The following is a 23,047-nucleotide window of genomic DNA, read 5'->3' on the forward strand; positions in this document are numbered from 1 at the left end:
CTAGTTCGTTGGGAGACCTCGCAAACCTACTACGCGTTGTAATCTCGACCTGCGATGCTCGCTGTACTCCCGTACAGCTGCGCTTCTCGGTCAAGCTTACCGCCGCTCGCTACGGTTTTCGAGGCCCCCCTTGTTTTTGGATTAGCGCAGCCGGTGTAAACGCGCCGGTAGCTGTCGCACGGATTTTACTTTGACATCGACGTAACCGGGGCGTTTCAGGGTCCGCGGCAGTGGCGCTTTGCCGATCGGGTCGCTCATGCGCAGGTATTGTGTGACCCACACCGTGCGTAGCCCGAGGCGGCTCGCGCTTTTCAAATTGGCCAGCGTGTCTTCGACCAGGATGCAGCGGCGCGCCGCCACGCCGTGCTTGCGCAGCAGGCGGCGCAGCATCAGGCTCGATGGCTTGGGACGCAGCTGGCGGTGCACATGCATGTGCTCGATCGCGACGTGGTGCGCAAAGTGGCGACCCAGGCCCAGGTGGCGCATCACGTCCGTGGAGTAGCGCGTCGGCGCGTTGGTGAGCAGGATCTTGCGGCCCGGCAGGCGCCGCAGCAGGGCGCCCAGGCCCTTCTCGGCGCGCACCAGCTTGTCGAGGGCGCCGATGTCGTGGGTGACGTGCAGGAAGTCGGCGGCCGACACGCCATGGTGGCGGATCATGCCGAGCAGGGTGGCGCCGTAGCGCTTCCAGTAGCCGAGGCGGGCGGCGTCCACCTGCGCCTGGGTGGCGGGGCTGTCGCCGTCGCCCAGCACGCGCGCGATATACGTGTTCATGTTGGCGCTGATGGCCGGGAAGATCGCATGCGAGGCGTCGTGCAGGGTGTTGTCGAGGTCGAACAGCCAGACGGGAGAGGGAAGGGTATGATTTGGCACGGTGCAGACACAACGGAGAATTGAATGCGACGTCCGATTATAGTGGTGTTCTTCAGCTTGTTCCTGCTGGCCTTCCAGGCGCTGGCGGCAGAACGCGGCGCGCTGTTCAAGGTCAGCGGCAGCGGGCACTCACTTTACCTGTACGGCACCATCCATGCCGGGCGTCCCGATTTCTATCCGCTCGAACCGCGCATCCGCCAGGCCCTGGAGGCCGCGCCCACGCTGGCGCTGGAAATCGATACCGCGCGCGATCCGGCCGCGATGGCGGCGGCGCTCCAGCAGCACGGCATGTATGGTAACCCGCGTCTCGGGCTGGCCGGCCTGGCGCCCGAGCGGCGCCAGCGCATCGAAACCGCGCTCAAGCGCCAGGGCCTCGACCCGGCCGCACTGAAGCAGCTGAAACCCTGGATGATCGTGATGACGCTGGCCGTGATCGACGCGGCGAAGATGGGCTACGACCCGCGCCTGGGCGTGGACAGCCATCTGGCGGAGCAGGCGCGCAGCAAGGGCAAGACCCGCATCGCCGAACTCGAGTCGATCGGCTACCAGGCCGCGCTGCTTGACCGCCTCAAGGACGAGGACCAGTGGAAACTGCTGGAAGAAACGCTGGAGCACATGGCGTCCGGGCGCCAGCTGCGCGAGTCGCGCGAACTGTTCGATGCCTACGAGCGCGCCGACCAGGCGGCGCTGGAACGCATCGCGCAGCGCATGGAAGAAGACGACAGCATCAGCGGCAAGTTCATGCGCGAACTGCTGATGGACGAACGCAACGGGCCGATGGCGGACAAGATCGTTTCGCTCCTGGGGCGCGAAAACAATGCGGTGGTGGCGGTGGGATTGCTGCACCTGGTGGGCAAACGCGGCGTGCCCGAGCTGCTGCGCAAGCGCGGCATCAAGGTGGAGCGGATCTACTGAGGGAAGTGCTGCAGGAGGGGGGTGGTGCCCTTGACGTGGATTGAACACGTGGCCTCTCCCTTACCAAGGGAGTGCTCTACCACTGAGCTACAAGGGCATTCAGGTCGTCTTCTGTGGCAGAAACTCTGCCACAAAAAATTTAGTGAGACCGGATCATAGTGCCAAAAGCCTGTTCGGTCAAGACTTCCAGCAACAAACTGTGTTCGATGCGCCCATCGATGATGTGGACCGTATTGACGCCCGACTTCGCGGCGTCCAGCGCCGACGAGATTTTCGGCAGCATGCCGCCCGAAATCGTACCGTCTTCGAACATCTCGTCGATCTCGCGCGCCGACAGGTCGGTGACCAGGTTGCCCTGCTTGTCCTGCACGCCGGCGATGTTGGTCATCATGATCAGCTTTTCGGCTTTCAGGATTTCGGCGATCTTGCCGGCCACGACGTCGGCATTGATGTTGTAGGCCTGGCCATCCTGGCCGAAGCCGATCGGTGAGATGATCGGGATGAAGGCGTCGTCCTGCAGCGCCTTGACGACCGCCGGGTTGATCGCTTCGATCTCGCCGACGAAACCGATGTCGAGGAATTCGCCCGGCTTTTCCTTGTCCGGCATGGACATGCGGCGTGCGCGGATCAGGCCACCGTCCTTGCCGGTCAGGCCCACGGCCTGGCCGCCGTAGTGGTTGATCAGCATGACGATGTCCTGTTGGACTTCGCCGCCCAGCACCCACTCGACCACTTCCATGGTTTCTTCGTCGGTGATGCGCATGCCCTGCACGAAGGTGCCCTGCTTGCCGATCTTCTTGAGTGCGTTGTCGATCTGCGGACCGCCGCCGTGCACCACCACCGGGTTCATGCCGACCAGCTTGAGCAGGATGACGTCGCGTGCGAAGCCGTGCTTCAGGCGCTCGTCGGTCATGGCATTGCCGCCGTACTTGATGACGATGGTCTTGCCGTGGAAATTACGGATATAGGGAAGCGCCTCGGCCAGGATCTGTGCCTTGATCTGTGGCGAAACCTTGGTCAGATCGTTGGGCTGGTCGTCGGGATTCAGGCTGCTCAAGGTTGCGTTCATGGAAGGTCCAAAATAAATGTCGCGAGATTTTAAGGCAACAGCCTAGTACTTGTGCTGATTATATGGCGTCTTGTTGTATTTTATGGGCTGAATCGCCACCGTACAGAACCATGACCCCTTTTTCATGCGGGAATGCCCCGTGAGCACCTGCACCCGCTGCGGCGCCGAATTCGGCTGCGCCATGGCCGATGGCAGCCCTGAACCTTGCTGGTGCACGGCCCTGCCGCCCGCCGTTCTGGTACCGCAGGAAGCCGCTGGCTGCTGGTGCCCGGCCTGCCTGCGCGCCCACATCGAGGCTGAACTATTGCGGCAAGATCAGCCGGCGCGACAGTTGAACCGCTAACTTTCACCGCGTGGGCGGGGGACCCGCCCACCTTACCGCTGCGTGCGGAAAAACCGCATCATCTCACGACTCGCATCCGGCCCCTTGCCATCGGTATAACTGCCGCGCGCATTGCCGCCCGACCAGGCGTGGCCGGCGCCATGGATCAGCCAGTGCTCGGCATGCACGCTGCCGTCGTCGTGGTGGTGCACCGTGCGGGTGTAGGCGTGGCCGTTCGGCACCTGGCCCGGCTCGGCGGTGTGGCGCACCCCGCGCGCGCGGCCCTGGCTGACCAGGGCGTCGCCATTGGCGGGATGGACCGTGGTGTCGCGGTCGCCGTGGAACACGATGACCGGCAGCTGGCGTCCCGGCGCCTGGCTGCGCCGGAAATCGCCCTTCATCGCCGCCAGCGCCGAGGACAGGTCCTTGGCCGCCGCGAAGGGCAGGCCCGAATGCACGCCGACGGCGGCGTACAGGTCCGGATACAGGGTGCCCATGATGGTCGCCATCGCGCCGCCCGCGGACAGGCCGGCAACGAATACCTGGCGCGCATCGACCGCGTGGCGCGCCATCACGTCGCGCGTGATGCCGGCAATGATCGAGGGTTCGCCGCGGTCGCGCTGCTGGTCCGATTCATTGAACCAGTTCCAGCAGCGCGACGGGTTGGCTGACTGCGACTGCGCCGGATAGACGACCAGGCAGCCCAGTTCTTCCGCCAGTGCGTTCATCTGCGTGCCGTGGGCGAAGTCGTCGGGGTTCTGGGTGCAGCCGTGCAGCATGACGACCAGCGCGGCCGGGGCGTCGCCCAGGGTGCTCGGCACGTACAGCTTGTAGTCGCGGGTGCCGGCCTCGTTGCTGTAGCTGCCGCTGCTGAAGCTGCCCGGCCAGGCGTCGTTGGCCGGGACCTCGAACTGTCCGCGCAAGGATTCCATGTTGCGCTGCAGGTCGGCCAGCACGTCGGTGGAGGGCGCGCTGCGCTGGAAGGCGTTCGCGTGCTTCATCGCTTCCTGCACGATGGCCGCGGTATCGAGCGGATTTTTCTTGAGCAGGGCGCGGGTGGCCTTGCGCATCTGCGCGAGCAGGTGCATGTTCATTTTCATGGTCTTCCCCTGGCCGGAGCGCTTACTGGATGCGTCCGGCTAGTGCCGCCTTCACCGCGCTGCTGGCATGCAGCGCGCCGAGGACGACGATTGATTCGATGGTGTCGCGCGCCAGTTCGGGCGTGACGTCGTCTGCGATGCTGGCCAGGCCGAGCACCTGGATCTGCAGGCGTTCGCCGGCGGCGCGCGCCCGTTCCAGGTCGGCCCGCGTGTAATGGTGGATGCCGAGTACCAGGCTGCGCCGCGCCACGGTCTGGCGCAGCACGTCGGCATGCGCCTGCAGCTGGTTGCGGATCGCCGTGCGGATCAGGTCGGAGCGATTGGAATAGAAACCTTCGCTCACCAACAGATCGATCTGCCCGAGGTCGATCGGCCCGAGGTTGATCGTGATCTTTTCCGAGTCCGCCGGCCGTACCGGCTCCTTCGCTACCACTTTCACTAGTTCTCTGGTCATGATGCCTTTCGCTTCCTTACGCCACGCTTGCACCATCCAGCTGGATGGTGTCTGGAGTGTACGCCCCTGACGCTGCAGGTCAAGGAGGATTTACCCAAATGCGACCGGCTGCGTTAATCTGCGCACATGCGTGCAGAAATACAACTCGGCCATAGCTTTGAATGGCGCTATACGATCCCGGCGCGGGCCAGCGTGCCCGCGCTCTATCACGACACGCCCTTCTGCCTGGACATGCCGGAAGTGCTGGCCACCGGCTACCTGGTCGGCATGATGGAGCTGGCCTGCCTGCACGGCCTGATGCCCTTCATGGACTGGCCGCGCGAGCAGAGCCTGGGCACGATGGTCAGTTTCCAGCACCTGGTGCCGACCCCGCCGGGCATGACCTTGACCATCCGCGGCAGGGTCGTGGACGTGGACGGCCGCCGGGTGCGCTTCCAGGTCGAAGCCTGGGACGAGCTGGACAAGGTGTGCGAGGGCATCCACGAACGCCACCTGATCGATCCCGCGCGCTTCAATGACCGGGTGGCGAAGAAGCTGGCGCAATGGGCCTCGCCCCATGCAGTACCGGCCGAGCCGCCGCGCGATGAGCGATAATGCGCGATGGCTTTGCAATTCTTGAACTGAATCGTGATCACTTCGCTTGACACTTCCATGCTGGATTCCCAACAGGCACAGCGTTCGACCACCGTCCCGCTCGTGGTCGACCTCGACGGCACCCTGACCCCGACCGATACCCTGGTCGAGTCGGTGCTGCTGCTGGCGAAGCATTCCGCCCCCGACCTGCTCAAGCTGCCGTTCTGGCTGCTGCGCGGACGCGAGCACCTGAAATCCGAGATCGCGCGCCGCGTCACCATCTCGCCCGACGCGCTGCCCTACCGCGAAGACCTGCTCGACTACCTGCGCGCGGAAAAAGCCGGCGGGCGCGAACTGGTGCTGGCCACGGCCGCGCACCGCTCGATCGCCGAGCCGGTGGCCGCCCACCTGGCCCTGTTCGACCGCGTGCTGGCCACCGACGAAACGCGCAACCTCAAGGGTAGCAACAAGCTGGCCGCGATCCGCGCAGAAGTCGGGCCGGAGTTCGCCTATGCCGGCGACAGCGCGGCCGACCTGGCGGTGTGGGAAGGCGCCCAGGCCGCCGTGCTGGTGGGGGCATCACACGCCGTGACGCGCACCGTGCGCGCCAGGCATGCCGTCGAAAAGGAATTCCCGAAGCCCGCGGCAGGCCTGGCCACCTGGCGCAAGGCGCTGCGCGTGCACCAGTGGGCCAAGAACGTCCTGCTGTTCGTGCCGCTGCTGACCGCTTTCTCTTTCGCACCCGAACACGTGGCCACCATGCTGCTGGCCTTCCTGTGCTTTTCCGGCGCGGCTTCGGCGACCTATATCGCGAATGACCTGTGGGACCTCGGCAACGACCGCCGCCACCCGCGCAAGAAGCTGCGGCCCTTTGCCAGCGGCGCGCTGCCGATCACCTCGGGCGTGCTGGCTGCGCTGCTGCTGCTGGCCGGTTCCTTCGCCCTGGCCTCCACCATCAACAAGGGCTTCGTGGCGATGCTGCTGTCCTACGTGGTGCTCACCACCGCCTATAGCTGGTGGCTCAAGGAGCGCGTGCTGCTCGACGTGCTGATGCTGTCGACGCTGTACACGATGCGCATCGTGACCGGCTCGGTGGCGGTCGGCATCCACACCACCTCCTGGCTGCTGGCCTTTTCGCTGTTCGTGTTCCTCAGCCTGGCGCTGGTGAAGCGCTGCTCCGAGCTGCAGCTGATGCAGCAGCGCGGCCAGGCCAGCGCGCACGGGCGCGACTACCACGTGGTCGACCTGGCCGTGCTGTGGCCGATGGGCCTGGCCTCGGCGCTGGCGGCGGTGGTGGTGCTGGGCCTGTTCATCAATGCGGCCGACACCGAGGCGCGCTACGCCAGCCCGGTGCTGCTGTGGGGCCTGGCCGCGCTGATGATCTACTGGCTCGGCCGCCTGTGGATCAAGACCGCGCGCGGCGAGATGGACGACGACCCGGTGCTGTATGCGCTGAAGGACCGCGGCAGCCGCGTGGCGCTGGCCCTGATGGTCGTGGTGGCCGTCTGCGCCCATTACCTCGACGTGAAGGCGCTGTTCGCATGAATCCTGAATTGAGCAGCCCCGTCCCATCGCCTTGCATCAACGTGTGCCAGATGGACCCTGTCAGCGGCCTGTGCAAGGGCTGCCTGCGTACCATCGACGAGATCGTCGCCTGGGGCAAGGCCAGCGACGAGTACAAGCGCAGCGTGTGGACCGAAATCCGGCGCCGCGAAGCCGAGATCGACTGGGGCTGACATGGACCTGCGCCTGCCCCCGTCGCTGCACGTGTTCGAGCGGGGCTGGCTGTCGTCCAACAATATCCTGTTCACCGGCCGCCATGACACGGCGCTGGTGGACAGCGGCTACGTGACGCACGCGCCGCAGACCCTGGCGCTGGTGCGCCAGGCCCTGAACGGCCGCCCGCTCGGGCGCCTGCTCAACACCCACCTGCATTCGGACCACTGCGGCGGCAACGCGCTGCTGCAGGCCACCTATGGCTGCCACACGGCGATCCCGGCGCTGGACGCGGACAAAGTCGCAGCCTGGGACGAGGAGGCGCTCAGCTACCGCGCCACCGGCCAGCAGTGCGCGCGCTTCGGCTTCGATGCCACACTCAGGCCGGGCGATAGCCTGGAGCTGGGCGACCTGTCCTGGCGCGTACTGGCCGCTCCCGGCCACGACCCGCATGCGCTGCTGTTCTTCTGCGAATCCGAAGGCATCCTGATCTCCGGCGACGCCCTGTGGGAAAACGGCTTCGGCGTGATCTTTCCCGAACTGGCAGGAGAACCGGGCTTCGCGGAAGTGGGCGCCACGCTGGCGCTGATCGCCTCCTTGGCGCCGCGCGTGGTCATCCCCGGCCATGGCCCGGTGTTCGCGAACGTCGCCGATGCCGTGGCGCGGGCCCGGGCCCGGCTCGACTACCTGAGCGCCGACCCGGTGCGCAATGCGCAGAACGCGGTCAAGGTGCTGCTCAAGTTCCTGCTGCTGGAGCGGCGCGCGCTGGCGCTGGAGGGGCTGCCCGGGCTGTTAAGCGCTATCCCCTTGGTGGAGCGGGTGCGCACCGCGCTGCTGGCGATGTCGCAGGACGAGCTGGCCGGGTGGGCGGTGGCCGCCCTGGTGCGCGCCCGGGCCGCGCGGATCGCGGGAGGGCAGCTGCTCGACGTTTAGAGTCAAAAATCTAGCACGATCGTTCTTTTTTCACGGCATAATGCCCTCCACCGTGTTCCATCAACCGACAACCGAGAGCCTTCCATGACGCTGCCACCCGTGTTGCAAGACCTGTCCCTTCCCGTGATCGCCTCGCCGATGTTCATCGCCAGCGGCCCCGCGCTGGTGGCGGCCCAGTGCAAGGCCGGCATCGTCGGTTCCTTCCCCGCCCTGAACGCGCGCCCGGCCGAGCTGCTCGACACCTGGCTGACCGACCTGCAGCGCGAACTGGCCGACTACGGGGCCGCCAATCCGGGCAAGAAGGTGGGGCCGATCGCCGTGAACCAGATCGTGCATGCCTCGAACGACCGGCTGGCGCACGACATCGAGGTGTGCGTGAAGCACCAGGTGCCGATCATCATTTCCTCGCTGCGCGCGCCGCCGAAGGAGATGCTCGACGCCGTGCACGCCTACGGCGGCATCGTGCTGCACGACGTGGTCTCGATCCGCCACGCGCAAAAGGCGCTGGAGGCGGGCGTGGACGGCCTGATCCTGGTGGCGGCCGGCGCCGGCGGCCATGCGGGCGCGCTATCGCCGTTCGCGCTGGTGGGCGAGGTGCGCAAGTTCTTCCAGGGGCCGGTCGCGCTGTCCGGCTCGATCGCCACGGGCGACGCGATCCTCGCGGCCCAGGCCATGGGCGCCGACTTCGCCTACATCGGCTCGCGCTGGCTGGCGACCAAGGAATCGAACGTCACCGACGCCTACCGCGATGCGATCGTCGAATCGAGCGCGGCGGACGTGGTGTACACCAACCTGTTCACCGGCGTGCATGGCAACTACCTGAAGAAGTCGATCGTCGCGGCCGGGCTGGATCCGGACAACCTGCCGGAATCGGACAAGAGCAAGATGAGCTTCGGCGGCGGCAGCGCCAAGGCCTGGCGCGACATCTGGGGCGCGGGCCAGGGCGTGGGCCTGATGGACGACGTGCCGACCGTGGCCGAGATGGTGGAGCGGCTCAAGGCCGAATATGCCGCGGCGCGCGAACGCCTGGCAATTCGCTGAACCGTAGGGTGGGCGGCTCTGCCGCCCACGCGGTGATAGTTAGAGGGTGAAACACCGTGCTCGACGATCTTGCAGCCGGTTGACCGCGTGGGCAGGAAACCTGCCCACCCTACAGATTAATCCAGGCGCTTCGCATCCGGCACCGGAAACTCCGGCTCCGGCTCCGCCGCGCTCAGGTCATCCTGGTTGATCGACCACAGCCCCGGCAGGTTGCGCCAGTAGTTGTACACGTCCATGCCGAAGCCGACCACGAATTCGTTCGGCAGCGTCAGGCCCACCAGGTCGGCCTTGATCGGCTTGGCGCGCTTGAGGTCCTTGTCGGCGAAGACCGCGACGATCACTTCGGCCGCGCCCATGTCGAGCAGGCGCTGCTTGACGTGGGCCAGGGTCTCGCCTTCGTCGAGGATGTCGTCGACCACCACGATGGTGCGGCCGGTGACGTCCTGGCGCGGGATGACTTTCCACACGATCTGGCCGCCGCGGTCGGCGTCGCCGTAGCGGCTGACGTGGATGTAGTCGAATTCGAGCGGGAAGTTCAGCTGCGGCAGCAGGTTGCCGGTGAAGACCACGGCGCCGCCCATCACGCCCAGCACCAGCGGGAAGGCCTTGTTGTCGGGGGCGCCGAAACGCGCGTTCAGTTCGTCGGCGACGCGCTTCACCGCGGCCTGCACTTGTTCCGGGGTGACGATCTGGGTAGCGTTGGCGAGCAGCGCGCGGGCGCGGTCATGGTGGTAGTCTTGCATGTCGTTCTGTCTTCTGGTGTAAAGATGGCGGTGCAGATTATGCGCCAATCGGGTCGGCGGGCGCGTTTCTGTTGGGATCAGCCGGCTATGTCACGTTGCAGCTTGCGGGTGAGCTTGGCGAACACGAGTTCGTAGGAACGGCGCAGCAGCCCGGCGAATTCCGCGTCGTCCAGTTGGGCCTCCGGCGTCACGAACACCCACTTGGCGCGCGCCAGATAGGGGGCCGGATTGATGCCGGGCCGGTCGGTCAGTTCCAGGAAGCGTTCGTCGTCCGCCTTCAGGCTGAAGCCTTGCGAAGGACCGTCCTTGTTGGTCACCGCGAACATCCTGGCCCCGACCGAAAACACGGTGTCGTGGTCCCACTTGGTGTCCTCGGTACAGCCGGGGAAGCTGCGGCACAGCCGCTTGGCCGCTTCGAAATCCATGTCCGTCTCCTGCGCCGGCTGGCTGCCGGTCAACTTGATCGTGTTGATGACATTGTAGCGGATGATGTCATAACGCAATAAGGCGACGCGCCACGTCATGGCATTGCGGCGTATCATACGTGGCTTGGATAACAACCTGAATGACCAAGCCATGTCCACTCCCGAATTCGAACAAGCCCGTGCCGACAAGCTTGCCCGGCTGCGCAGCGCGATGGCGCGCGCCGGCATCGACGCTTACCTCGTGCCGTCGAGCGACCCGCACCTGTCGGAATACCTGCCCGGCCACTGGAAGGGCAGGGAGTGGATTTCAAGCTTCACCGGTTCGGTCGGCACCTTCATCGCCACCCGCGACTTCGCCGGCGTGTGGACCGATGGCCGCTACTGGACCCAGGCCGAGAGCGAGCTGGCCGGCAGCGAGATTGCCCTGATGAAGATCCCCGGCGCCGCCAGCCAGATGCACGTGGACTGGCTGGCTGCGAACCTGTCGGCAGGACAGACCGTTGCCGTCGATGCGCGGGTGCTCGGCCTGGCCGGTGCGCGCCTGCTGGCCGATGCGCTGGCGGCCAAGAACATCCGTCTGCGTACCGACATCGATTTGCTCGACGAAGTCTGGCAGGATCGCCCGGCGCTGCCGTCCGACCCGGTGTTCGAGCACCTGCCGCCGTATGCGACCATGAGCCGTGCCGACAAGCTGGCCGCCACCCGCGCCGCCATGGAGCAGCACGGCGCCGGCTACCACTTCATCTCGACGCTCGACGATATCGCCTATCTGTTCAATCTGCGCGGCGCCGACGTCAGCTTCAATCCGGTGTTCCTGGCGCACGCGCTGATCGGCCGCGCCGACGCCACCCTGTTCGTGGGCGAGGGCAAGGTGCCGGCGGACGTGCGCGCGCGCCTGGAATCCGACGGCGTCCACCTGGCGCCGTATGCGAACGCCGCCACCGCATTGGCCGCGCTGCCGGATGGCGCAACGCTGCTGCTCGACCCGCGCCGCGTCACCGCCGGCATGCGCGCGGCCGTCGCCCAGGGCGTGAACGTGGCCGAAGCGATCAACCCGACCACTTTCGCCAAGTCGCGCAAGCTGGACAGCGAAGCCGTCAACGTGCGCGCCGCGATGGAGCAGGACGGCGCGGCCCTGTGCGAATTCTTTGCAATGCTCGAGCCGCTGCTGGAAGACGCCGGCCGCGCACCACTCGACGAAGTGGCGATCGACACCCACATCACGGCCGCACGCGCACGCCGACCGAACTTCATCAGCCCGAGCTTCTCGACCATCGCCGGCTTCAACAGCAACGGCGCGATCATGCACTACCGCGCCTCGCAAGAAAGCTGCGCGGTCATCGAGGGTGACGGCCTGCTCTTGATCGACTCGGGCGGCCAATACCTGGGCGGCACCACCGACATCACGCGCGTGATCCCGGTCGGCACCCCTTCCGATGCGCAGAAGCGCGACTACACGCTGGTGCTCAAGGGCCTGATCAACCTGTCCTCGACCCGCTTCCCGCGCGGCACCCGCGCGCCGCTGCTGGACGCAATCGCACGTGCGCCGATCTGGGCCGCCGGCATCGACTACGGCCACGGCACCGGCCACGGCGTCGGCTACTTCCTGAACGTGCACGAGGGCCCGCAGACGATTTCGCCAGCCGTGCCGCCGGACCCGCACACCGCGATGGAGCCGGGCATGATCACCTCGATCGAGCCGGGCATCTACCGTCCGGGACGCTGGGGCATCCGCATCGAGAACCTGGTGCTGAACCAGGTGGTCGACACCACCGAGTTCGGCGAGTACCTGGGCTTCGAAACCCTGACCCTGTGCCCGATCGATACCCGCCCGATCGACCGCGCGCTGCTGCGCGAAGACGAGATCGCGTGGCTGAACGCCTACCACGCGATGGTGCGCGCGCGCCTCGAACCGCATGTGCAGGGCGCGGCGCGCGACTGGCTGATCAAGCGCACGGAGGCCTTCTAACATGGCGAGCTCCCGATCCACCCGCGCCAGCGCCGCCGTCGAGCGCCTGAAAAAACGCACCGGCAACGCCGCGTATTCGATGGCGCGCACCGGCGACGGCCTGTTCTACCTGGCGGAAGCGCCGGGCGCCCCGGCCCTGAACGCGCCCATGGAGCTGGACGAATTCGTCGCCTTCGTGAATGGCCTCGGTCCGCAGGAGGTCAAGCGCATCAGCAAGCACGACGAGGCCTTCGAAAAGCAGCTGGTTCGCAAGAAGCCGGGAGCGTAACAGCCTCTTATGCCTTCCAACCAACTCCTCGGGGCGTACTGGTCCGAATCCAGCATCTTCACCAATGGCCTGATCCTGCTGCACCTGGCCGGCGCGCTGGCGCTCGGCCTGCTGGTCGGCTATGAACGGGCCTACCATGGCCGCGCTGCCGGCATGCGCACCTATGGCCTGGTGTGCATGGCCTCGGCCGCGCTGACCATCCTGGCCGGCTACCCGGACTTCTGGTACGGCGGCCATGGCGGCGTGCTGGCGCCGGTCGACCCGACCCGCATCATCCAGGGCGTGGTGACCGGCATCGGCTTCCTCGGCGCCGGCGTCATCATGCGCGAAGGTTTCAACATCAGCGGCCTGACGACGGCTGCTTCGATCTGGGCTTCGTCCGCGATCGGCATCCTGGTCGGCGTCGGCTTCTACCTGGCGGCGATGGGCCTGGCCTTTTTCTCGGGCATGATCATGATCTACCTGAACCGCCTGGAAACCATCCTGCCGTCGCGTCACGCGGTGGCGGTGCGCATGCGCTTCAAGCCGCAGGTCTTCCCGCGCGAAGACGTGCTGCGCACGGCGGCGCTCGAGCGCGGCTACGAGATCGCCGGCAGCTCGCTGACCATCAGCAGCGACGAAGGGCGCCAGGAATGGCGCTTCGTGGCGCTGGCCCTGTCGAGGAAAAGCGGGGCCTCGCTGTCCGAGCTGGCCGACGAGCTGGCCGCCTTCGAAGGCCTGGAAGCCTTCCAGCTCTCGCACGCCCGCAATTAAGTAAATAACAATAATAAGCTTCGCTATTCATTACTGGGGTTCATCAATGCAAGCACAAGACGTTCTCGATTTCTGGTTCCTTCCTGAGGGCGCTGAAGGCCACGGGAAGCAGCGGGTCGAATGGTTCCGCAAGGACGAAGCCTTCGATGCCGGCCTGCGCGAGCGCTTCGGCGCCTTGATCAGCCAGGCGCTGGCGGGCGGGCTGCGCGAGTGGGACGAGCTGGGACCGCGCGGCACGCTGGCGCGCATCATCGTGCTCGACCAGTTCACCCGCAATGCCTTCCGCGGCAAGCCGGAATCCTTTGCCGGCGACACGCTGGCACTGGCCAATGCGCGCCAGCTGGTGGATTCCAGCGAACACCTGGCGCTGGCACCCGTCGAGCGCCAGTTCGTCTACATGCCCTTCGAGCACGCGGAAGACGCGCACATGCAGGCGCAGTGCGTGAGCCTGTTCACCGAACTGGCTGGCCAGCACGAAGGCTTCGGTGAAGCGCTCGACTATGCGCACCGTCACCGCGGCGTGATCGCCCGCTTCGGCCGCTTCCCGCACCGTAACGCCATCCTCGGCCGCGCCTCCACGCTGGAAGAACTGGCCTTCCTCGAGCTGCCCGGCTCCAGCTTCTGACGTGAGTCCGACGCTGAACCTGGTCGGCGCCGGCCACGTCGGCCGCGCGCTGGGGCGCCTGTTCGCGGCCACCGGCACGTTCGCCGTGCAGGACGTGCTGACCCGCAGCCCGGACAGTGCGCGTGAGGCCGTCGCTTTCATCGGCGCCGGCAGCGCCTGCGACACCTTGGTGCGGATGCGTCCCGCGCAGGTGTGGATGCTGGCGGTGGGCGACGACGCCATCGTACCTGCCTGTGAAGCGCTGGCGCGAGACGGCCACTTTACAGGCGCCGTGGTGTTCCACTGCAGCGGCGCCAAGGCCTCCAGCGAACTGCAGCCGGCGCGCGAAGCCGGCGCCTTTGTCGCCAGCGTGCACCCGATCCGCAGCTTTGCCGACCCGGAAGCGGTTGCAGGGACCTTCACCGGCACCTTCTGCGGCATCGAGGGCGACCCGCAGGCCCTGGCCGTGCTGGAGCCGGCCTTCGCCGCGATCGGCGCGCGCACCGTGCGCATCGATCCCGCCGCCAAGACGGTCTACCACGCGGCCGCCGTGTTCGCGTCGAATTACCTGGTGACGGTGCTCGACGCCGCGCTGCGCGCCTACCAGGCTGCCGGCGTGCCGCCGGAGGTCGCGCGCGAACTGGCGCGGCCGCTGGCCAGCGAAACCCTGGCCAATGTGTTCCGCCTGGGTCCTGAAGCAGCCCTCAGCGGCCCGGTCGCGCGCGGCGACTTCGCCACCGTGGCGCGCCAGCAGGAGGCCGTCACGCGCTGGGACCCGGCCACCGGCCAGCTGTACGAAGCACTGGTGCCGCCGACCGCCGAGCTGGCGCGGCGCAAGCGCGGTGAAGGCTGACTTATCCCGTTTTATCCCTGTCTTATCCCGGCTTTATCCCCACTTTATTCACAGGATTTTCGATGTTCTTGACTGCCTGGGCCACCCTGGCCGCACTCGGCGTGTATTTCTGGACCGGCGTGAACGCCGGCCGCGCCCGCATCCGCCACGACATTCCGGCGCCCATCATGGATGGCCCGGAAGAGTTCCAGCGCTGCCAGCGGGTGCAAGCCAATACGCTCGAGCAGTTGCCCCTGTTGCTGGTGCCGTTGTGGATGTGTGCCTATTATTTGGGCGACGTCTGGGCGGCGCTTGGGGGCATGCTGTGGTGCCTGGGCCGGATCGCCTATGCGCTGGGCTATTACCGTGATCCGGCAAAGCGGGAAGTTGGCTTTATTACAGGGATGTTGGCTTGTGCGTTGTTAATTGGCGGCACTGTTTGGGGGCTATTGCTGCGCTAAACCCAAAAAAGTGCAGACAAAGATCGACAAAGTTCCCAGAGAGCAATAAGCTAGGCTGCTGATCAATACAAACCGATCCATCTGCGTTCGAAGCAGGTAAGAGGATAAGGAGAGAACATGCTGTTCCTGAAGAGCACCAGCGTCACCAAGGCCCCGGGTATTTACGATATCGACGTCGCCGCAAAACCGCCCGGCAAGACCTTCGGTGTTTTCCTGGCCACCGATCCGGACAATCCGCCGCAGTCCGTGCTGGCGGGTCTGGCCGAACTCGGCTTCAAGAATATCCACCAGCAGAGCTATGTCCACAAGGACAAGGGCAAGGTGCTGGACCTGCACTTCCAGAAGGATGGCACCGATCTGTTCAACGGCTGGAAGGCCGAGGAATGCCAGGCCAACCTGGCCGCGATCGAAACGCTGTTCGGCAACGTCGGCATCACCGTGACCCCGCGCGTCATGAGCCTGGCCGAAGCCTACGCTTGAACGCGCCCGGCAATTCCCCCGATGGCTGCGTTGCATCGTCTCGCCGTACTGGCGTACTGTCTTCGAAGATGCGCCTTGCCCTCGGGGTTTTGCCAAGCGCTTTAAGGCTGTACCTCGATGTGGTACAGCGCCCAGGGGCAGGCTCCGAAGCGTTCCGTGACCTTCCGCGCCGCCATTTCCGGCACGCGGTCGGCGTCGTATACCGCCCATAAGGGTCCCAGCCCGCCGAGCGCCATCGGCTGGCCGTCCAGGTGCGTCGCCACGATGAAGCCCCAGGCCCGCAGCTGGCCCATGGGGACCGCCGCCGCATAGCCATCCACCGCCCGCAGCAGGACCTTCGCATGGTCTGCCGGCCGCGCGCCGCCCAGTGCCAGCACGTCCGTCAACAGCGGCCCGCGCAGGGCATGCGGCTTGCCGTCGTATTCGAGGGTTGGCCGGATCGTGCGCGCCGGCAGGGCGGCGAGCGCCGCGAAGTCCAGCGCCAGCGCCCGGGTGAACGCCAGCTTCTGCTTGAACATCATCTGGTCGCGCACCGGGTCGAGCGCACCGCGGTTGCTGCGTTCGATGGCCCCGGTGATCGTGAGCAGGGTAGGGCCGCTCGCTGTCTTTCGAGTGGCCGCCAGCGCGGGCAGGGTGCTTGACGCCAGTGCCGCGCCCAAGAAATGACGTTTGTCCATGCGAAAATGATGGGGTGAGGGGAAAGCCTCATCATAGCCATAAACATTGCACAATGGACTTATTCGCCCCAGCTACCGATCTGACGCCGATCCCGATCCGCGACGGCGAACTCGCCTTTCTCCCCCAGCTGCCGCTGCCTTGGCCGAACGAGGAGGTGCTGGCGCGTTTGATTGCCGAAACCGACTGGCGCGAGGAAACCGTGGTCGTCTACGGCAAGCGTCACCTGCAACCGCGCCTCAGCGCCTGGCATGGCGAGAAGGGCTACCGCTATTCGGGCCTGAGCCTGGCGCCGCTGCCGTTCACGCCGCTGCTCGACACCATCCGCCTGGCCGCCGAAGAGGCGACTGGCCGGCGCTACAACAGTGTGCTGCTGAACTATTACCGCGATGGCCGCGACAGCATGGGCATGCACAGCGACGACGAGCCCGAGCTGGGCCTTGAGCCGGCGATCGCCTCGGTCAGCTTCGGCGCGACCCGACCTTTCATTCTGCGTCACAAGCTCACGAAAGAGACCCTGAAGCTGCCGCTGACCAACGGTAGCCTGCTGTTCATGGCGGGGCGGATGCAGGCCAATTGGATGCATGGAATCAACAAAACCGCCAAACCCACTGGCTCTCGCCTTAATCTAACTTTCAGGAACATCGTGTAAGCAGCATCGATTTTTCATGATCTTTTTATAAAATATCTAACTCTTCGGTCATTAAGTTACATCTGCTTACAGTTTTTACGGGTTCTGGGCCTTTAATTAAGAAACCTGAATGCTATCTTGGCTACATCGCGATTCGATGGGAATCGCGAACCAGTCAAGTAAAGGATTCGCGTAATGAAGAAGCTTGTCGCTGTATTGATCGCATCCGCAGCCGCCATGTCGGCTGCCCAGGCCCAGACCACCACCGCCCCGCGCGCCTATGTCGGCGCCGGTATTGCCAGCGCCGACCACGACTTCAAGCTGTCCGGCGCTACGAATGTCGACACCGAAGGCTACAAGGCTTCCGGCAAGCTCTTCGGCGGCTACGAGTTCAACCAGACCTGGGGTGTCGAGGCGGGCTATACGGACTTCCGCAAGTCGGACGTCAACTATTCGATCGGCGGCGTGAACAACCGAGGCGAGACCGAAGGCCATGCCTTCTACCTGGCCGCCAAGGCAAGCATGCCGGTGAACGAGCAGTTCTCGGTGTACGGCAAGCTGGGCGCCACCCGCGTCAAGAACGAACTCGAGCTCGTCAACGCTAGCATGAGCCGCAGCAAGACCGAAGCCTATGGCGCAGTCGGCGCGGAGTACAAGATCAACGAGAACGTGTCGCTGATCGGCGAATACGAGCGCTATGGCAAGAGCAAGGATTTCGGCGCCAAGGCCGATGTGTTCACCATCGGTGCGAAGTACGCTTTCTAAGCGTTTCTGTCATCAGAACAAAAGGCCCTGCGGGGCCTTTTGTTTTTACAAGCGGGCAAACCCGTTCGGTTGCGGCCGGTGTATCCACGGCGGCACGATCAGCTCCGGCGCCGGCGCCTCGTGCCCGGCGCTGATGAAGCGGTGCAGCGAGGACCAGGGCCATTCGCGCGGATGGCTGCAGAAGCCATGGCGTACCGCATCGGTGTGGGTATAGTCGACCAGCGCCGCGTATTCGTGGTCGTCGCCGACGCGGTAGTGCTGGTAATGGCGCTCCCAGATCGCGCCTTCGTTGGCATCCGGCATGGCGGATTTGCGCAAGGCCTTGGAAAAGGCAATCTTGACTGCGCGCCAACGGCTGGAACAGTCGTGGTCGCCTGGTGGCAGCGTCCACATCGCATGCGCGTGGTCCGGCAGGACCGCCCAGGCATCGACGTGGAAGGGCTTGCGCACGCGCGCCAGGCGCATGGCTTCGCCGAAGGCGGAGATATGGTCTGTCAGCAGGGTGCTTCCCCGTTCGAGCAGGCGCACCGTGAAGAAGAAGGTCCCGCCCGGGACGCGGTTGTTGCGGTAATCAATCATAAGCACTGTCAGCGCAGGCCGCAGAACGGCAGCGCAGATCCCTGGCCTACAGGCCTAAACGCGACGATTCTACACACGACTTTTGCAAACCTGCGTTCCGTTTCCGCGAATAAAAAAAAGCCCCGCGATGCGGGGCTTTCCATTACGAAACAAGGGCTTAGGTCGTGAGCGGCTTGTAGCGGATGCGCTTCGGTTTCGCGCCCTCTTCGCCGAGGCGCTTCTTCTTGTCGGCTTCGTATTCCTGGTAGTTACCATCGAAGAAGGTCACTTGCGAATTGCCTTCGAAGGCCAGGATGTGGGTCGCGATACGGTCCAGGAACCAGCGATCGTGCGAGATCACCATCACGCTGCCGGCGAACTCGAGCAGGGCGTCTTCCAGGGCGCGCAGGGTTTCCACGTCCAGGTCGTTCGACGGTTCGTCCAGCAGCAGGACGTTGCCGCCCTGGAGCAGGGTCTTGGCCAGGTGCAGGCGGCCGCGTTCACCGCCCGACAGGTTGCCGACCACCTTCTGCTGGTCCGAACCCTTGAAGTTGAAGCGGCCCAGATAGGCGCGCGAGGGCATTTCGAAGCGGCCCACGCTCAGCATGTCGGCGCCGCCGGAGACGTCGTCGAACACGGTCTTGTTGTTGGCCAGTTCGTCGCGGCTCTGGTCGACCAGCGAGACCTTGGCGGTCTTGCCGATCACGACTTCGCCGCTGTCCGGCTGCTCTTTGCCCGCGATCATCTTGAACAGGGTCGACTTACCGGCGCCGTTCGGGCCGATGATGCCGACGATCGCACCCGGCGGCACGGTGAAGGACAGGTTGTCGATCAGCAGGCGGTCGCCGAAGGCTTTCGAGACGTTCTTGAACTCGATGACTTCATTGCCCAGGCGCTCAGCCACAGGGATAAAGATCTCCTGGGTCTCGTTGCGCTTCTGGTATTCGTATTCGCTCAGTTCATTGAAGCGGGCCAACCTGGCCTTGGACTTGGCCTGGCGTGCCTTCGGATTCTGGCGCGCCCATTCCAGTTCCTTGGCCAGCGCCTTTTGGCGTGCCGATTCGGTCGCTTCTTCCTGCTTCAGGCGTGCCTGCTTCTGGTCCAGCCACGACGAGTAATTGCCCTTCCATGGGATGCCCGAACCGCGGTCCAGTTCCAGGATCCATTCGGCGGCGTTGTCCAGGAAGTAGCGGTCGTGGGTGATGCCCACCACGGTGCCCGGGAAGCGCAGCAGGAACTGTTCCAGCCACTCGACCGATTCGGCGTCCAGGTGGTTGGTCGGTTCGTCGAGCAGGAGCATGTCGGGCTTGCTCAGCAGCAGTTTGCACAGCGCCACGCGGCGCTTCTCGCCGCCGGACAGCACGCCGATCTTCTGGTCCCACGGCGGCAGGCGCAGCGCGTCGGCAGCCATTTCCATCTGCAGGTTCAGGTTGCCGCCATCGGCTGCGGCGATGATCGATTCCAGGCGCTCCTGCTCCTTGGCAAGGGCGTCAAAGTCCGCGTCTTCTTCCGCATAGGCGGCGTACACGGCTTCCAGCTTGGCTTGCGCTTCAAAGGCTTCGCCCAGGCCGCTTTCCACTTCCTGGCGCACGGTCTTTTCCGGATCGAGCTGCGGTTCCTGCGGCAGGTAGCCGATGTTCAGGCCCGGCATCGGGCGCGCTTCGCCCTGGATGTCGGTGTCGATGCCGGCCATGATCTTCAGCAGGGTCGACTTGCCCGAGCCGTTCAGGCCCAGCACGCCGATCTTCGCACCCGGGAAGAAGGACAGGGAAATATCTTTCAGGATTTGACGTTTTGGCGGGACGATTTTGCCCACGCGGTTCATGGTATAGACGTAATTGGCCATGCTTTGACTCTGGTGTTGTTTAAGGTGCACAGGATACCCGGAACCCGTCCCGCGGGACACTGGTTTTTGTGTCCCGCGCGGTCCCGGATCAGGTTTTGGCGCTGGCGGTCCTGTTGCGCCACAGGCCTTCGCCAGCGAACAGCGCCAGCGCGGCCCAGATCATCGCGAAGCCGACCAGGCGGTCGCTGCTGAAGTGTTCCTGGAACAGCCACACGCCCAGCAGGAACTGGATGGTCGGCGACAGGTACTGCAGCAGGCCGAGGATCGAGAGCGGAATCTGGCGCGCGCCGGTGGCGAACAGCAGCAGCGGGATGGCCGTGATCGGGCCGGCCGCGACCAGCAGCACGCGGGTGGTATCCGAGTCCACCTCGAGGAAGGCATTGCCTCCGTTGACGGTCAGCCAGGCCACATAGGCGGCCGCGAACGGGAACAGCACCATGGTCTCGAACGAGAGGCCTTCCAGCGCACCCAGCGCCGCAGTCTTGCGCAGCAGGCCGTAGCCGCCGAAGGAGGCCGCCAGGAACAGCGCGATCCAGGGCACCGAGCCCGCCTGCCAGGTCAGCCAGGCCACGCCCAGCGCAGCGATCGCGATCGCGCCCCATTGCGCCGGACGCATGCGTTCCTTCAGCAGGAGATAGCCGAACATGATGTTCACCAGCGGATTGATGAAGTAGCCGAGGCTCGCTTCGATCACATGGCCGTTGTTCACCGCCCAGATGTAGGCCAGCCAATTGGCCGAGAGCAGGAAGGCGGAAGCCACGAAGCTCCAGAACACGCGCGGCTGGCGCACCTGCGCCAGCCATTTCCACTGGCGCCGGAAGGCCAGCACGATCAGGAGGAAACCGAGGGACCACAGCACCCGGTGCGCCAGGATCTGGGCCGGCGGCACTTCGCCGATCGCATGGAAATAGATAGGGAAGAGACCCCAGCACAGGAAGGCGAGGGCGGCGGACAGGATACCGGAACGCATGGGAGGAGAGAGACGATTGCTGGGATGACATTATCCCTGATGCGCAATATCTCTGCTGGCGCGGGGCCTTTTTGCGTAGGTGTATGATGCAACACGAAATCTTCTTGCAATTTTCTTGTCGTTATTTTATGGTGCGGCGCACCAGAACAGAAACAATGGTGCAACCTTGAGTTCCGAAAACAAGAAGAGCAGCATCGCGGCGCTGACGCTGGCTGCCATCGGCATCGTCTACGGTGATATCGGCACCAGCCCGCTGTACACCCTGCGCGCGATCTTCGACCACGAGCACGGTCTTCCTCTCACCACCCCCAACATCCTCGGCATCATTTCCCTGATCTTCTGGGCGCTGACCGTCATCGTTTCGCTCAAGTACGTCACGCTGGTGCTGCGCGCCGACAACCGCGGCGAAGGCGGCATCATGGCGCTGATGGCGCTGGCCACCAACTCCGTCACGAAACACTCGCGCTGGCACTTCCCGCTGCTGGTGATCGGTGTACTGGGCGCCACCATGTTCTATGGCGACAGCGTGATCACGCCGGCGATCTCGGTGCTGGGCGCGATCGAGGGCCTGGAAGTGGCCGCCCCCGGCATGTCGCACTACGTGGTGCCGCTGGCGGTGGTGGTGCTGGTGATCCTGTACAGCGTGCAGCGCCACGGCACCGCCGGCATCGGCCGCTTCTTCGGCCCGATCATGCTGATCTGGTTCCTCACCCTGGCCGTGATGGGCATCATCAACATCATCGAAGCGCCAGTGATCCTGAACGCCCTGAATCCATGGCATGCGCTGCGCTTCATGATGGAAAACAAGCTGCTTGCCTTCGTGGCCCTGGGCGCCGTGGTGCTGGCGATCACGGGCGCCGAAGCGCTGTACGCCGACATGGGGCACTTCGGCCGCAGGCCGATCCGCATGGCCTGGTTCATGATCGCCTTCCCTGCGCTGGTGCTGAACTATCTTGGCCAGGGTGGTCTCCTGATCATGCAGCCGGACGCGGTCGAGAATCCCTTCTTCCACCAGCTCGGCACCTGGAGCGTGATTCCGCTGGTAATCCTGTCGACCATGGCGGCCGTCATCGCCTCGCAGGCGACGATTTCCGGCACGTATTCGATGACCAAGCAGGCGATCGCGCTCGGCCTGCTGCCGCGCATGCGCATCATGCACACCTCGGAAAGCGAGATCGGCCAGATCTACATCCCAGCCGTCAACTGGGTGCAGCTGGCCGTCGTGCTGATCGCGGTGATCGGCTTCGGTTCCTCGGACGAACTGGCCGGCGCCTACGGCATCGCGGTGACCGCCACCATGATGGCGACCACCATCCTGACCTTCTTCGTGACGCGCTACCGCTGGCGCCTGCCCTTGGCCGTGTGCCTGGGGGCGACCGGTTTCTTCCTGGTGATCGACGTGATGCTGTTCTCGTCGACCACGCTCAAGCTGTTCCATGGCGGCTGGTTCCCGCTGCTGCTCGGCACCGTCCTGCTGACCCTGATGCTGACCTGGAAGCGCGGCCGCGAGCTGGTGTTCGAGAACCTGGAAAAGCATGCGATCCCGCTGGAAGCCTTCATGGAATCGCTGTTCGTGGCGCCGCCCGCGCGCGTGCCCGGCACCGCCCTGTTCCTGCGCGGCGAGAGCGACGGCGTACCGCATGCCCTGCTGCACAACCTGTCGCACAACAAGGTCTTGCATGAACGCGTTGTGTTCCTGACTGTGCACATGCGCGAGGTGCCGTGGGTGCCGAGCGAGGAACAGGTCGAGGTAGTGGAGCTTGGCCACAACTGCTTCCAGCTCAACGTCCAGTACGGCTTCAAGGACGAACCGGACATCCCGGGGATCCTGCGCCAGTGCGGCGGCCTCGGCCTGAACTTCGAGATGATGGAGACCTCGTTCTTCATCGCCCGCCAGACCGTGATCTCGGCGCCGGGCGGCGGTATGGCGCCATGGCGCGAGCACCTGTACGTGATGATGTCGCGTAATGCGCGTGCCGCTGCCGACTACTATCAGATTCCGCCGAACCGGGTCATCGAGCTCGGCACCCAGGTCGAGATCTGATGCTGCCACCCCATTACAAATAAGGACAGA

At 65.1% G+C, this 23,047-nt stretch carries 27 protein-coding genes and 1 tRNA gene; 17 read left to right on the forward strand and 11 right to left on the reverse strand.

Features of this window, described 5'->3' with window-relative positions:
• Positions 1–141: 141 nt before the first annotated feature.
• Complete coding sequence (locus LK539_RS13645; protein ID WP_227801485.1) at positions 142–870, reverse strand: pyrimidine 5'-nucleotidase; 729 nt, start codon at positions 868–870, stop codon at positions 142–144.
• A 24-nt stretch (positions 871–894) separates the two neighbouring features.
• On the opposite strand from LK539_RS13645, the gene LK539_RS13650 reads away from it, so the two are divergent.
• Entirely contained in the window at positions 895–1,785 is an 891-nt protein-coding gene (locus tag LK539_RS13650; protein WP_227801487.1) for a TraB/GumN family protein, read from the forward strand.
• A gap of 22 nt (positions 1,786–1,807) precedes the next feature.
• On the opposite strand, the gene LK539_RS13655 is transcribed toward LK539_RS13650, so the two are convergent.
• Positions 1,808–1,882, reverse strand: a tRNA-Thr gene (locus LK539_RS13655).
• A gap of 42 nt (positions 1,883–1,924) precedes the next feature.
• Positions 1,925–2,854, reverse strand: a complete 930-nt coding sequence (gene argB, locus LK539_RS13660) for an acetylglutamate kinase (RefSeq protein WP_227801489.1) — start codon at positions 2,852–2,854, stop codon at positions 1,925–1,927.
• Between the two features lie 124 nt (positions 2,855–2,978).
• On the opposite strand from argB, the gene LK539_RS13665 reads away from it, so the two are divergent.
• Positions 2,979–3,197 (forward strand): cysteine-rich CWC family protein, encoded by a 219-nt coding sequence (locus tag LK539_RS13665; RefSeq protein WP_227801490.1) that lies wholly within the window; start codon positions 2,979–2,981, stop codon positions 3,195–3,197.
• Between the two features lie 32 nt (positions 3,198–3,229).
• Here LK539_RS13665 and LK539_RS13670 read toward each other — a convergent pair whose 3' ends face one another.
• Together LK539_RS13670 and LK539_RS13675 are read right to left on the reverse strand one after the other, a co-directional pair.
• Entirely contained in the window at positions 3,230–4,276 is a 1,047-nt protein-coding gene (locus LK539_RS13670) for a PHB depolymerase family esterase (RefSeq protein ID WP_227801491.1), read from the reverse strand.
• A 22-nt stretch (positions 4,277–4,298) separates the two neighbouring features.
• The gene (locus tag LK539_RS13675; protein ID WP_227801492.1) at positions 4,299–4,730 is read right to left on the reverse strand and encodes a CopG family transcriptional regulator; all 432 of its coding nucleotides are present in this window, start codon (positions 4,728–4,730) and stop codon (positions 4,299–4,301) included.
• Between the two features lie 126 nt (positions 4,731–4,856).
• Between LK539_RS13675 and LK539_RS13680 the strand changes: the two genes are divergently transcribed.
• The 5 genes from LK539_RS13680 to LK539_RS13700 all read left to right on the forward strand — a co-directional run bounded on the left by LK539_RS13680 (position 4,857) and on the right by LK539_RS13700 (position 8,993).
• A complete protein-coding gene (locus LK539_RS13680; RefSeq protein ID WP_227801494.1) occupies positions 4,857–5,324 on the forward strand; it encodes a thioesterase family protein in 468 nt (155 codons plus the stop codon).
• 57 nt (positions 5,325–5,381) lie between these two features.
• Entirely contained in the window at positions 5,382–6,848 is a 1,467-nt protein-coding gene (locus LK539_RS13685; protein ID WP_227801495.1) for a UbiA family prenyltransferase, read from the forward strand.
• Complete coding sequence (locus LK539_RS13690) at positions 6,845–7,039, forward strand: DUF1289 domain-containing protein (protein WP_227801497.1); 195 nt, start codon at positions 6,845–6,847, stop codon at positions 7,037–7,039. Before LK539_RS13685 ends, LK539_RS13690 begins: the two co-directional genes overlap by 4 nt.
• Position 7,040: 1 nt before the next feature.
• Entirely contained in the window at positions 7,041–7,952 is a 912-nt protein-coding gene (locus LK539_RS13695; RefSeq protein WP_227801499.1) for an MBL fold metallo-hydrolase, read from the forward strand.
• An 84-nt stretch (positions 7,953–8,036) separates the two neighbouring features.
• Positions 8,037–8,993 carry a nitronate monooxygenase family protein gene (locus tag LK539_RS13700; RefSeq protein ID WP_227801500.1) on the forward strand — a complete coding sequence of 319 codons (957 nt, stop codon included), beginning with the start codon at positions 8,037–8,039 and terminating at the stop codon, positions 8,991–8,993.
• A 116-nt stretch (positions 8,994–9,109) separates the two neighbouring features.
• Here the strand turns inward: LK539_RS13700 and LK539_RS13705 are convergent, their stop codons facing one another.
• Positions 9,110–9,736, reverse strand: a complete 627-nt coding sequence (locus LK539_RS13705) for a hypoxanthine-guanine phosphoribosyltransferase (protein WP_227801502.1) — start codon at positions 9,734–9,736, stop codon at positions 9,110–9,112.
• A gap of 77 nt (positions 9,737–9,813) precedes the next feature.
• The gene (locus LK539_RS13710) at positions 9,814–10,260 is read right to left on the reverse strand and encodes an MmcQ/YjbR family DNA-binding protein (protein WP_227801503.1); all 447 of its coding nucleotides are present in this window, start codon (positions 10,258–10,260) and stop codon (positions 9,814–9,816) included.
• A gap of 52 nt (positions 10,261–10,312) precedes the next feature.
• Between LK539_RS13710 and LK539_RS13715 the strand changes: the two genes are divergently transcribed.
• The 7 genes from LK539_RS13715 (at position 10,313) to LK539_RS13745 (ending at position 15,528) form a co-directional block, all read left to right on the forward strand.
• Positions 10,313–12,130, forward strand: a complete 1,818-nt coding sequence (locus tag LK539_RS13715) for an aminopeptidase P family protein (RefSeq protein ID WP_227801505.1) — start codon at positions 10,313–10,315, stop codon at positions 12,128–12,130.
• A 1-nt stretch (position 12,131) separates the two neighbouring features.
• A complete protein-coding gene (locus LK539_RS13720) occupies positions 12,132–12,398 on the forward strand; it encodes a hypothetical protein (RefSeq protein WP_227801506.1) in 267 nt (88 codons plus the stop codon).
• A 9-nt stretch (positions 12,399–12,407) separates the two neighbouring features.
• Positions 12,408–13,151, forward strand: a complete 744-nt coding sequence (locus tag LK539_RS13725) for an MgtC/SapB family protein (protein WP_227801507.1) — start codon at positions 12,408–12,410, stop codon at positions 13,149–13,151.
• 46 nt (positions 13,152–13,197) lie between these two features.
• Positions 13,198–13,776, forward strand: coding sequence for a DUF924 family protein (locus tag LK539_RS13730; RefSeq protein ID WP_227801508.1), 579 nt, complete (start codon positions 13,198–13,200; stop codon positions 13,774–13,776).
• A gap of 1 nt (position 13,777) precedes the next feature.
• The gene (locus LK539_RS13735) at positions 13,778–14,608 is read left to right on the forward strand and encodes a DUF2520 domain-containing protein (RefSeq protein ID WP_227801509.1); all 831 of its coding nucleotides are present in this window, start codon (positions 13,778–13,780) and stop codon (positions 14,606–14,608) included.
• A 62-nt stretch (positions 14,609–14,670) separates the two neighbouring features.
• Complete coding sequence (locus LK539_RS13740) at positions 14,671–15,048, forward strand: MAPEG family protein (RefSeq protein ID WP_227801510.1); 378 nt, start codon at positions 14,671–14,673, stop codon at positions 15,046–15,048.
• A gap of 117 nt (positions 15,049–15,165) precedes the next feature.
• Positions 15,166–15,528, forward strand: coding sequence for a hypothetical protein (locus LK539_RS13745; protein WP_227801511.1), 363 nt, complete (start codon positions 15,166–15,168; stop codon positions 15,526–15,528).
• Positions 15,529–15,629: 101 nt separating this feature from the next.
• Here the strand turns inward: LK539_RS13745 and LK539_RS13750 are convergent, their stop codons facing one another.
• Entirely contained in the window at positions 15,630–16,205 is a 576-nt protein-coding gene (locus tag LK539_RS13750; RefSeq protein WP_227801513.1) for a molybdopterin-dependent oxidoreductase, read from the reverse strand.
• Positions 16,206–16,258: 53 nt separating this feature from the next.
• Between LK539_RS13750 and LK539_RS13755 the strand changes: the two genes are divergently transcribed.
• Together LK539_RS13755 and LK539_RS13760 are read left to right on the forward strand one after the other, a co-directional pair.
• Positions 16,259–16,855 carry an alpha-ketoglutarate-dependent dioxygenase AlkB gene (locus LK539_RS13755; protein ID WP_227801514.1) on the forward strand — a complete coding sequence of 199 codons (597 nt, stop codon included), beginning with the start codon at positions 16,259–16,261 and terminating at the stop codon, positions 16,853–16,855.
• 174 nt (positions 16,856–17,029) lie between these two features.
• Positions 17,030–17,599, forward strand: coding sequence for a porin family protein (locus tag LK539_RS13760; RefSeq protein ID WP_227801516.1), 570 nt, complete (start codon positions 17,030–17,032; stop codon positions 17,597–17,599).
• 45 nt (positions 17,600–17,644) lie between these two features.
• On the opposite strand, the gene LK539_RS13765 is transcribed toward LK539_RS13760, so the two are convergent.
• From LK539_RS13765 to rarD, 3 genes are all read right to left on the reverse strand, one after another.
• Positions 17,645–18,178, reverse strand: a complete 534-nt coding sequence (locus LK539_RS13765) for a transposase (RefSeq protein WP_227801517.1) — start codon at positions 18,176–18,178, stop codon at positions 17,645–17,647.
• A 157-nt stretch (positions 18,179–18,335) separates the two neighbouring features.
• The gene (gene ettA / locus LK539_RS13770; RefSeq protein WP_227801519.1) at positions 18,336–20,003 is read right to left on the reverse strand and encodes an energy-dependent translational throttle protein EttA; all 1,668 of its coding nucleotides are present in this window, start codon (positions 20,001–20,003) and stop codon (positions 18,336–18,338) included.
• A gap of 88 nt (positions 20,004–20,091) precedes the next feature.
• On the reverse strand, positions 20,092–20,973 hold the full coding sequence (rarD, locus tag LK539_RS13775) for an EamA family transporter RarD (RefSeq protein ID WP_227801520.1): 882 nt from the start codon (positions 20,971–20,973) through the stop codon (positions 20,092–20,094).
• A 166-nt stretch (positions 20,974–21,139) separates the two neighbouring features.
• On the opposite strand from rarD, the gene LK539_RS13780 reads away from it, so the two are divergent.
• On the forward strand, positions 21,140–23,017 hold the full coding sequence (locus LK539_RS13780; protein ID WP_227801521.1) for a potassium transporter Kup: 1,878 nt from the start codon (positions 21,140–21,142) through the stop codon (positions 23,015–23,017).
• Positions 23,018–23,047 lie beyond the last annotated feature (30 nt).

Origin of the sequence: Massilia sp. IC2-476 (assembly GCF_020707295.1) — a bacterium.
GTDB lineage: Bacteria > Pseudomonadota > Gammaproteobacteria > Burkholderiales > Burkholderiaceae_D > Telluria.

Excerpts from the sequence above, each read along its gene's own strand:
- LK539_RS13650 (WP_227801487.1), top strand. The coding sequence starts at position 895 with ATGCGACGTCCGATTATAGTGGTGTTCTTCAGCTTGTTCCTGCTGGCC.
- argB (WP_227801489.1), bottom strand. The coding sequence starts at position 2,854 with ATGAACGCAACCTTGAGCAGCCTGAATCCCGACGACCAGCCCAACGAT.
- LK539_RS13665 (WP_227801490.1), top strand. The coding sequence starts at position 2,979 with ATGCGGGAATGCCCCGTGAGCACCTGCACCCGCTGCGGCGCCGAATTC.
- LK539_RS13670 (WP_227801491.1), bottom strand. The coding sequence starts at position 4,276 with ATGAAAATGAACATGCACCTGCTCGCGCAGATGCGCAAGGCCACCCGC.
- LK539_RS13675 (WP_227801492.1), bottom strand. The coding sequence starts at position 4,730 with ATGACCAGAGAACTAGTGAAAGTGGTAGCGAAGGAGCCGGTACGGCCG.
- LK539_RS13680 (WP_227801494.1), top strand. The coding sequence starts at position 4,857 with ATGCGTGCAGAAATACAACTCGGCCATAGCTTTGAATGGCGCTATACG.
- LK539_RS13685 (WP_227801495.1), top strand. The coding sequence starts at position 5,382 with ATGCTGGATTCCCAACAGGCACAGCGTTCGACCACCGTCCCGCTCGTG.
- LK539_RS13690 (WP_227801497.1), top strand. The coding sequence starts at position 6,845 with ATGAATCCTGAATTGAGCAGCCCCGTCCCATCGCCTTGCATCAACGTG.
- LK539_RS13695 (WP_227801499.1), top strand. The coding sequence starts at position 7,041 with ATGGACCTGCGCCTGCCCCCGTCGCTGCACGTGTTCGAGCGGGGCTGG.
- LK539_RS13700 (WP_227801500.1), top strand. The coding sequence starts at position 8,037 with ATGACGCTGCCACCCGTGTTGCAAGACCTGTCCCTTCCCGTGATCGCC.
- LK539_RS13705 (WP_227801502.1), bottom strand. The coding sequence starts at position 9,736 with ATGCAAGACTACCACCATGACCGCGCCCGCGCGCTGCTCGCCAACGCT.
- LK539_RS13710 (WP_227801503.1), bottom strand. The coding sequence starts at position 10,260 with ATGACGTGGCGCGTCGCCTTATTGCGTTATGACATCATCCGCTACAAT.
- LK539_RS13715 (WP_227801505.1), top strand. The coding sequence starts at position 10,313 with ATGTCCACTCCCGAATTCGAACAAGCCCGTGCCGACAAGCTTGCCCGG.
- LK539_RS13720 (WP_227801506.1), top strand. The coding sequence starts at position 12,132 with ATGGCGAGCTCCCGATCCACCCGCGCCAGCGCCGCCGTCGAGCGCCTG.
- LK539_RS13725 (WP_227801507.1), top strand. The coding sequence starts at position 12,408 with ATGCCTTCCAACCAACTCCTCGGGGCGTACTGGTCCGAATCCAGCATC.
- LK539_RS13730 (WP_227801508.1), top strand. The coding sequence starts at position 13,198 with ATGCAAGCACAAGACGTTCTCGATTTCTGGTTCCTTCCTGAGGGCGCT.
- LK539_RS13740 (WP_227801510.1), top strand. The coding sequence starts at position 14,671 with ATGTTCTTGACTGCCTGGGCCACCCTGGCCGCACTCGGCGTGTATTTC.
- LK539_RS13745 (WP_227801511.1), top strand. The coding sequence starts at position 15,166 with ATGCTGTTCCTGAAGAGCACCAGCGTCACCAAGGCCCCGGGTATTTAC.
- LK539_RS13750 (WP_227801513.1), bottom strand. The coding sequence starts at position 16,205 with ATGGACAAACGTCATTTCTTGGGCGCGGCACTGGCGTCAAGCACCCTG.
- LK539_RS13755 (WP_227801514.1), top strand. The coding sequence starts at position 16,259 with ATGGACTTATTCGCCCCAGCTACCGATCTGACGCCGATCCCGATCCGC.
- LK539_RS13760 (WP_227801516.1), top strand. The coding sequence starts at position 17,030 with ATGAAGAAGCTTGTCGCTGTATTGATCGCATCCGCAGCCGCCATGTCG.
- LK539_RS13765 (WP_227801517.1), bottom strand. The coding sequence starts at position 18,178 with ATGATTGATTACCGCAACAACCGCGTCCCGGGCGGGACCTTCTTCTTC.
- ettA (WP_227801519.1), bottom strand. The coding sequence starts at position 20,003 with ATGGCCAATTACGTCTATACCATGAACCGCGTGGGCAAAATCGTCCCG.
- rarD (WP_227801520.1), bottom strand. The coding sequence starts at position 20,973 with ATGCGTTCCGGTATCCTGTCCGCCGCCCTCGCCTTCCTGTGCTGGGGT.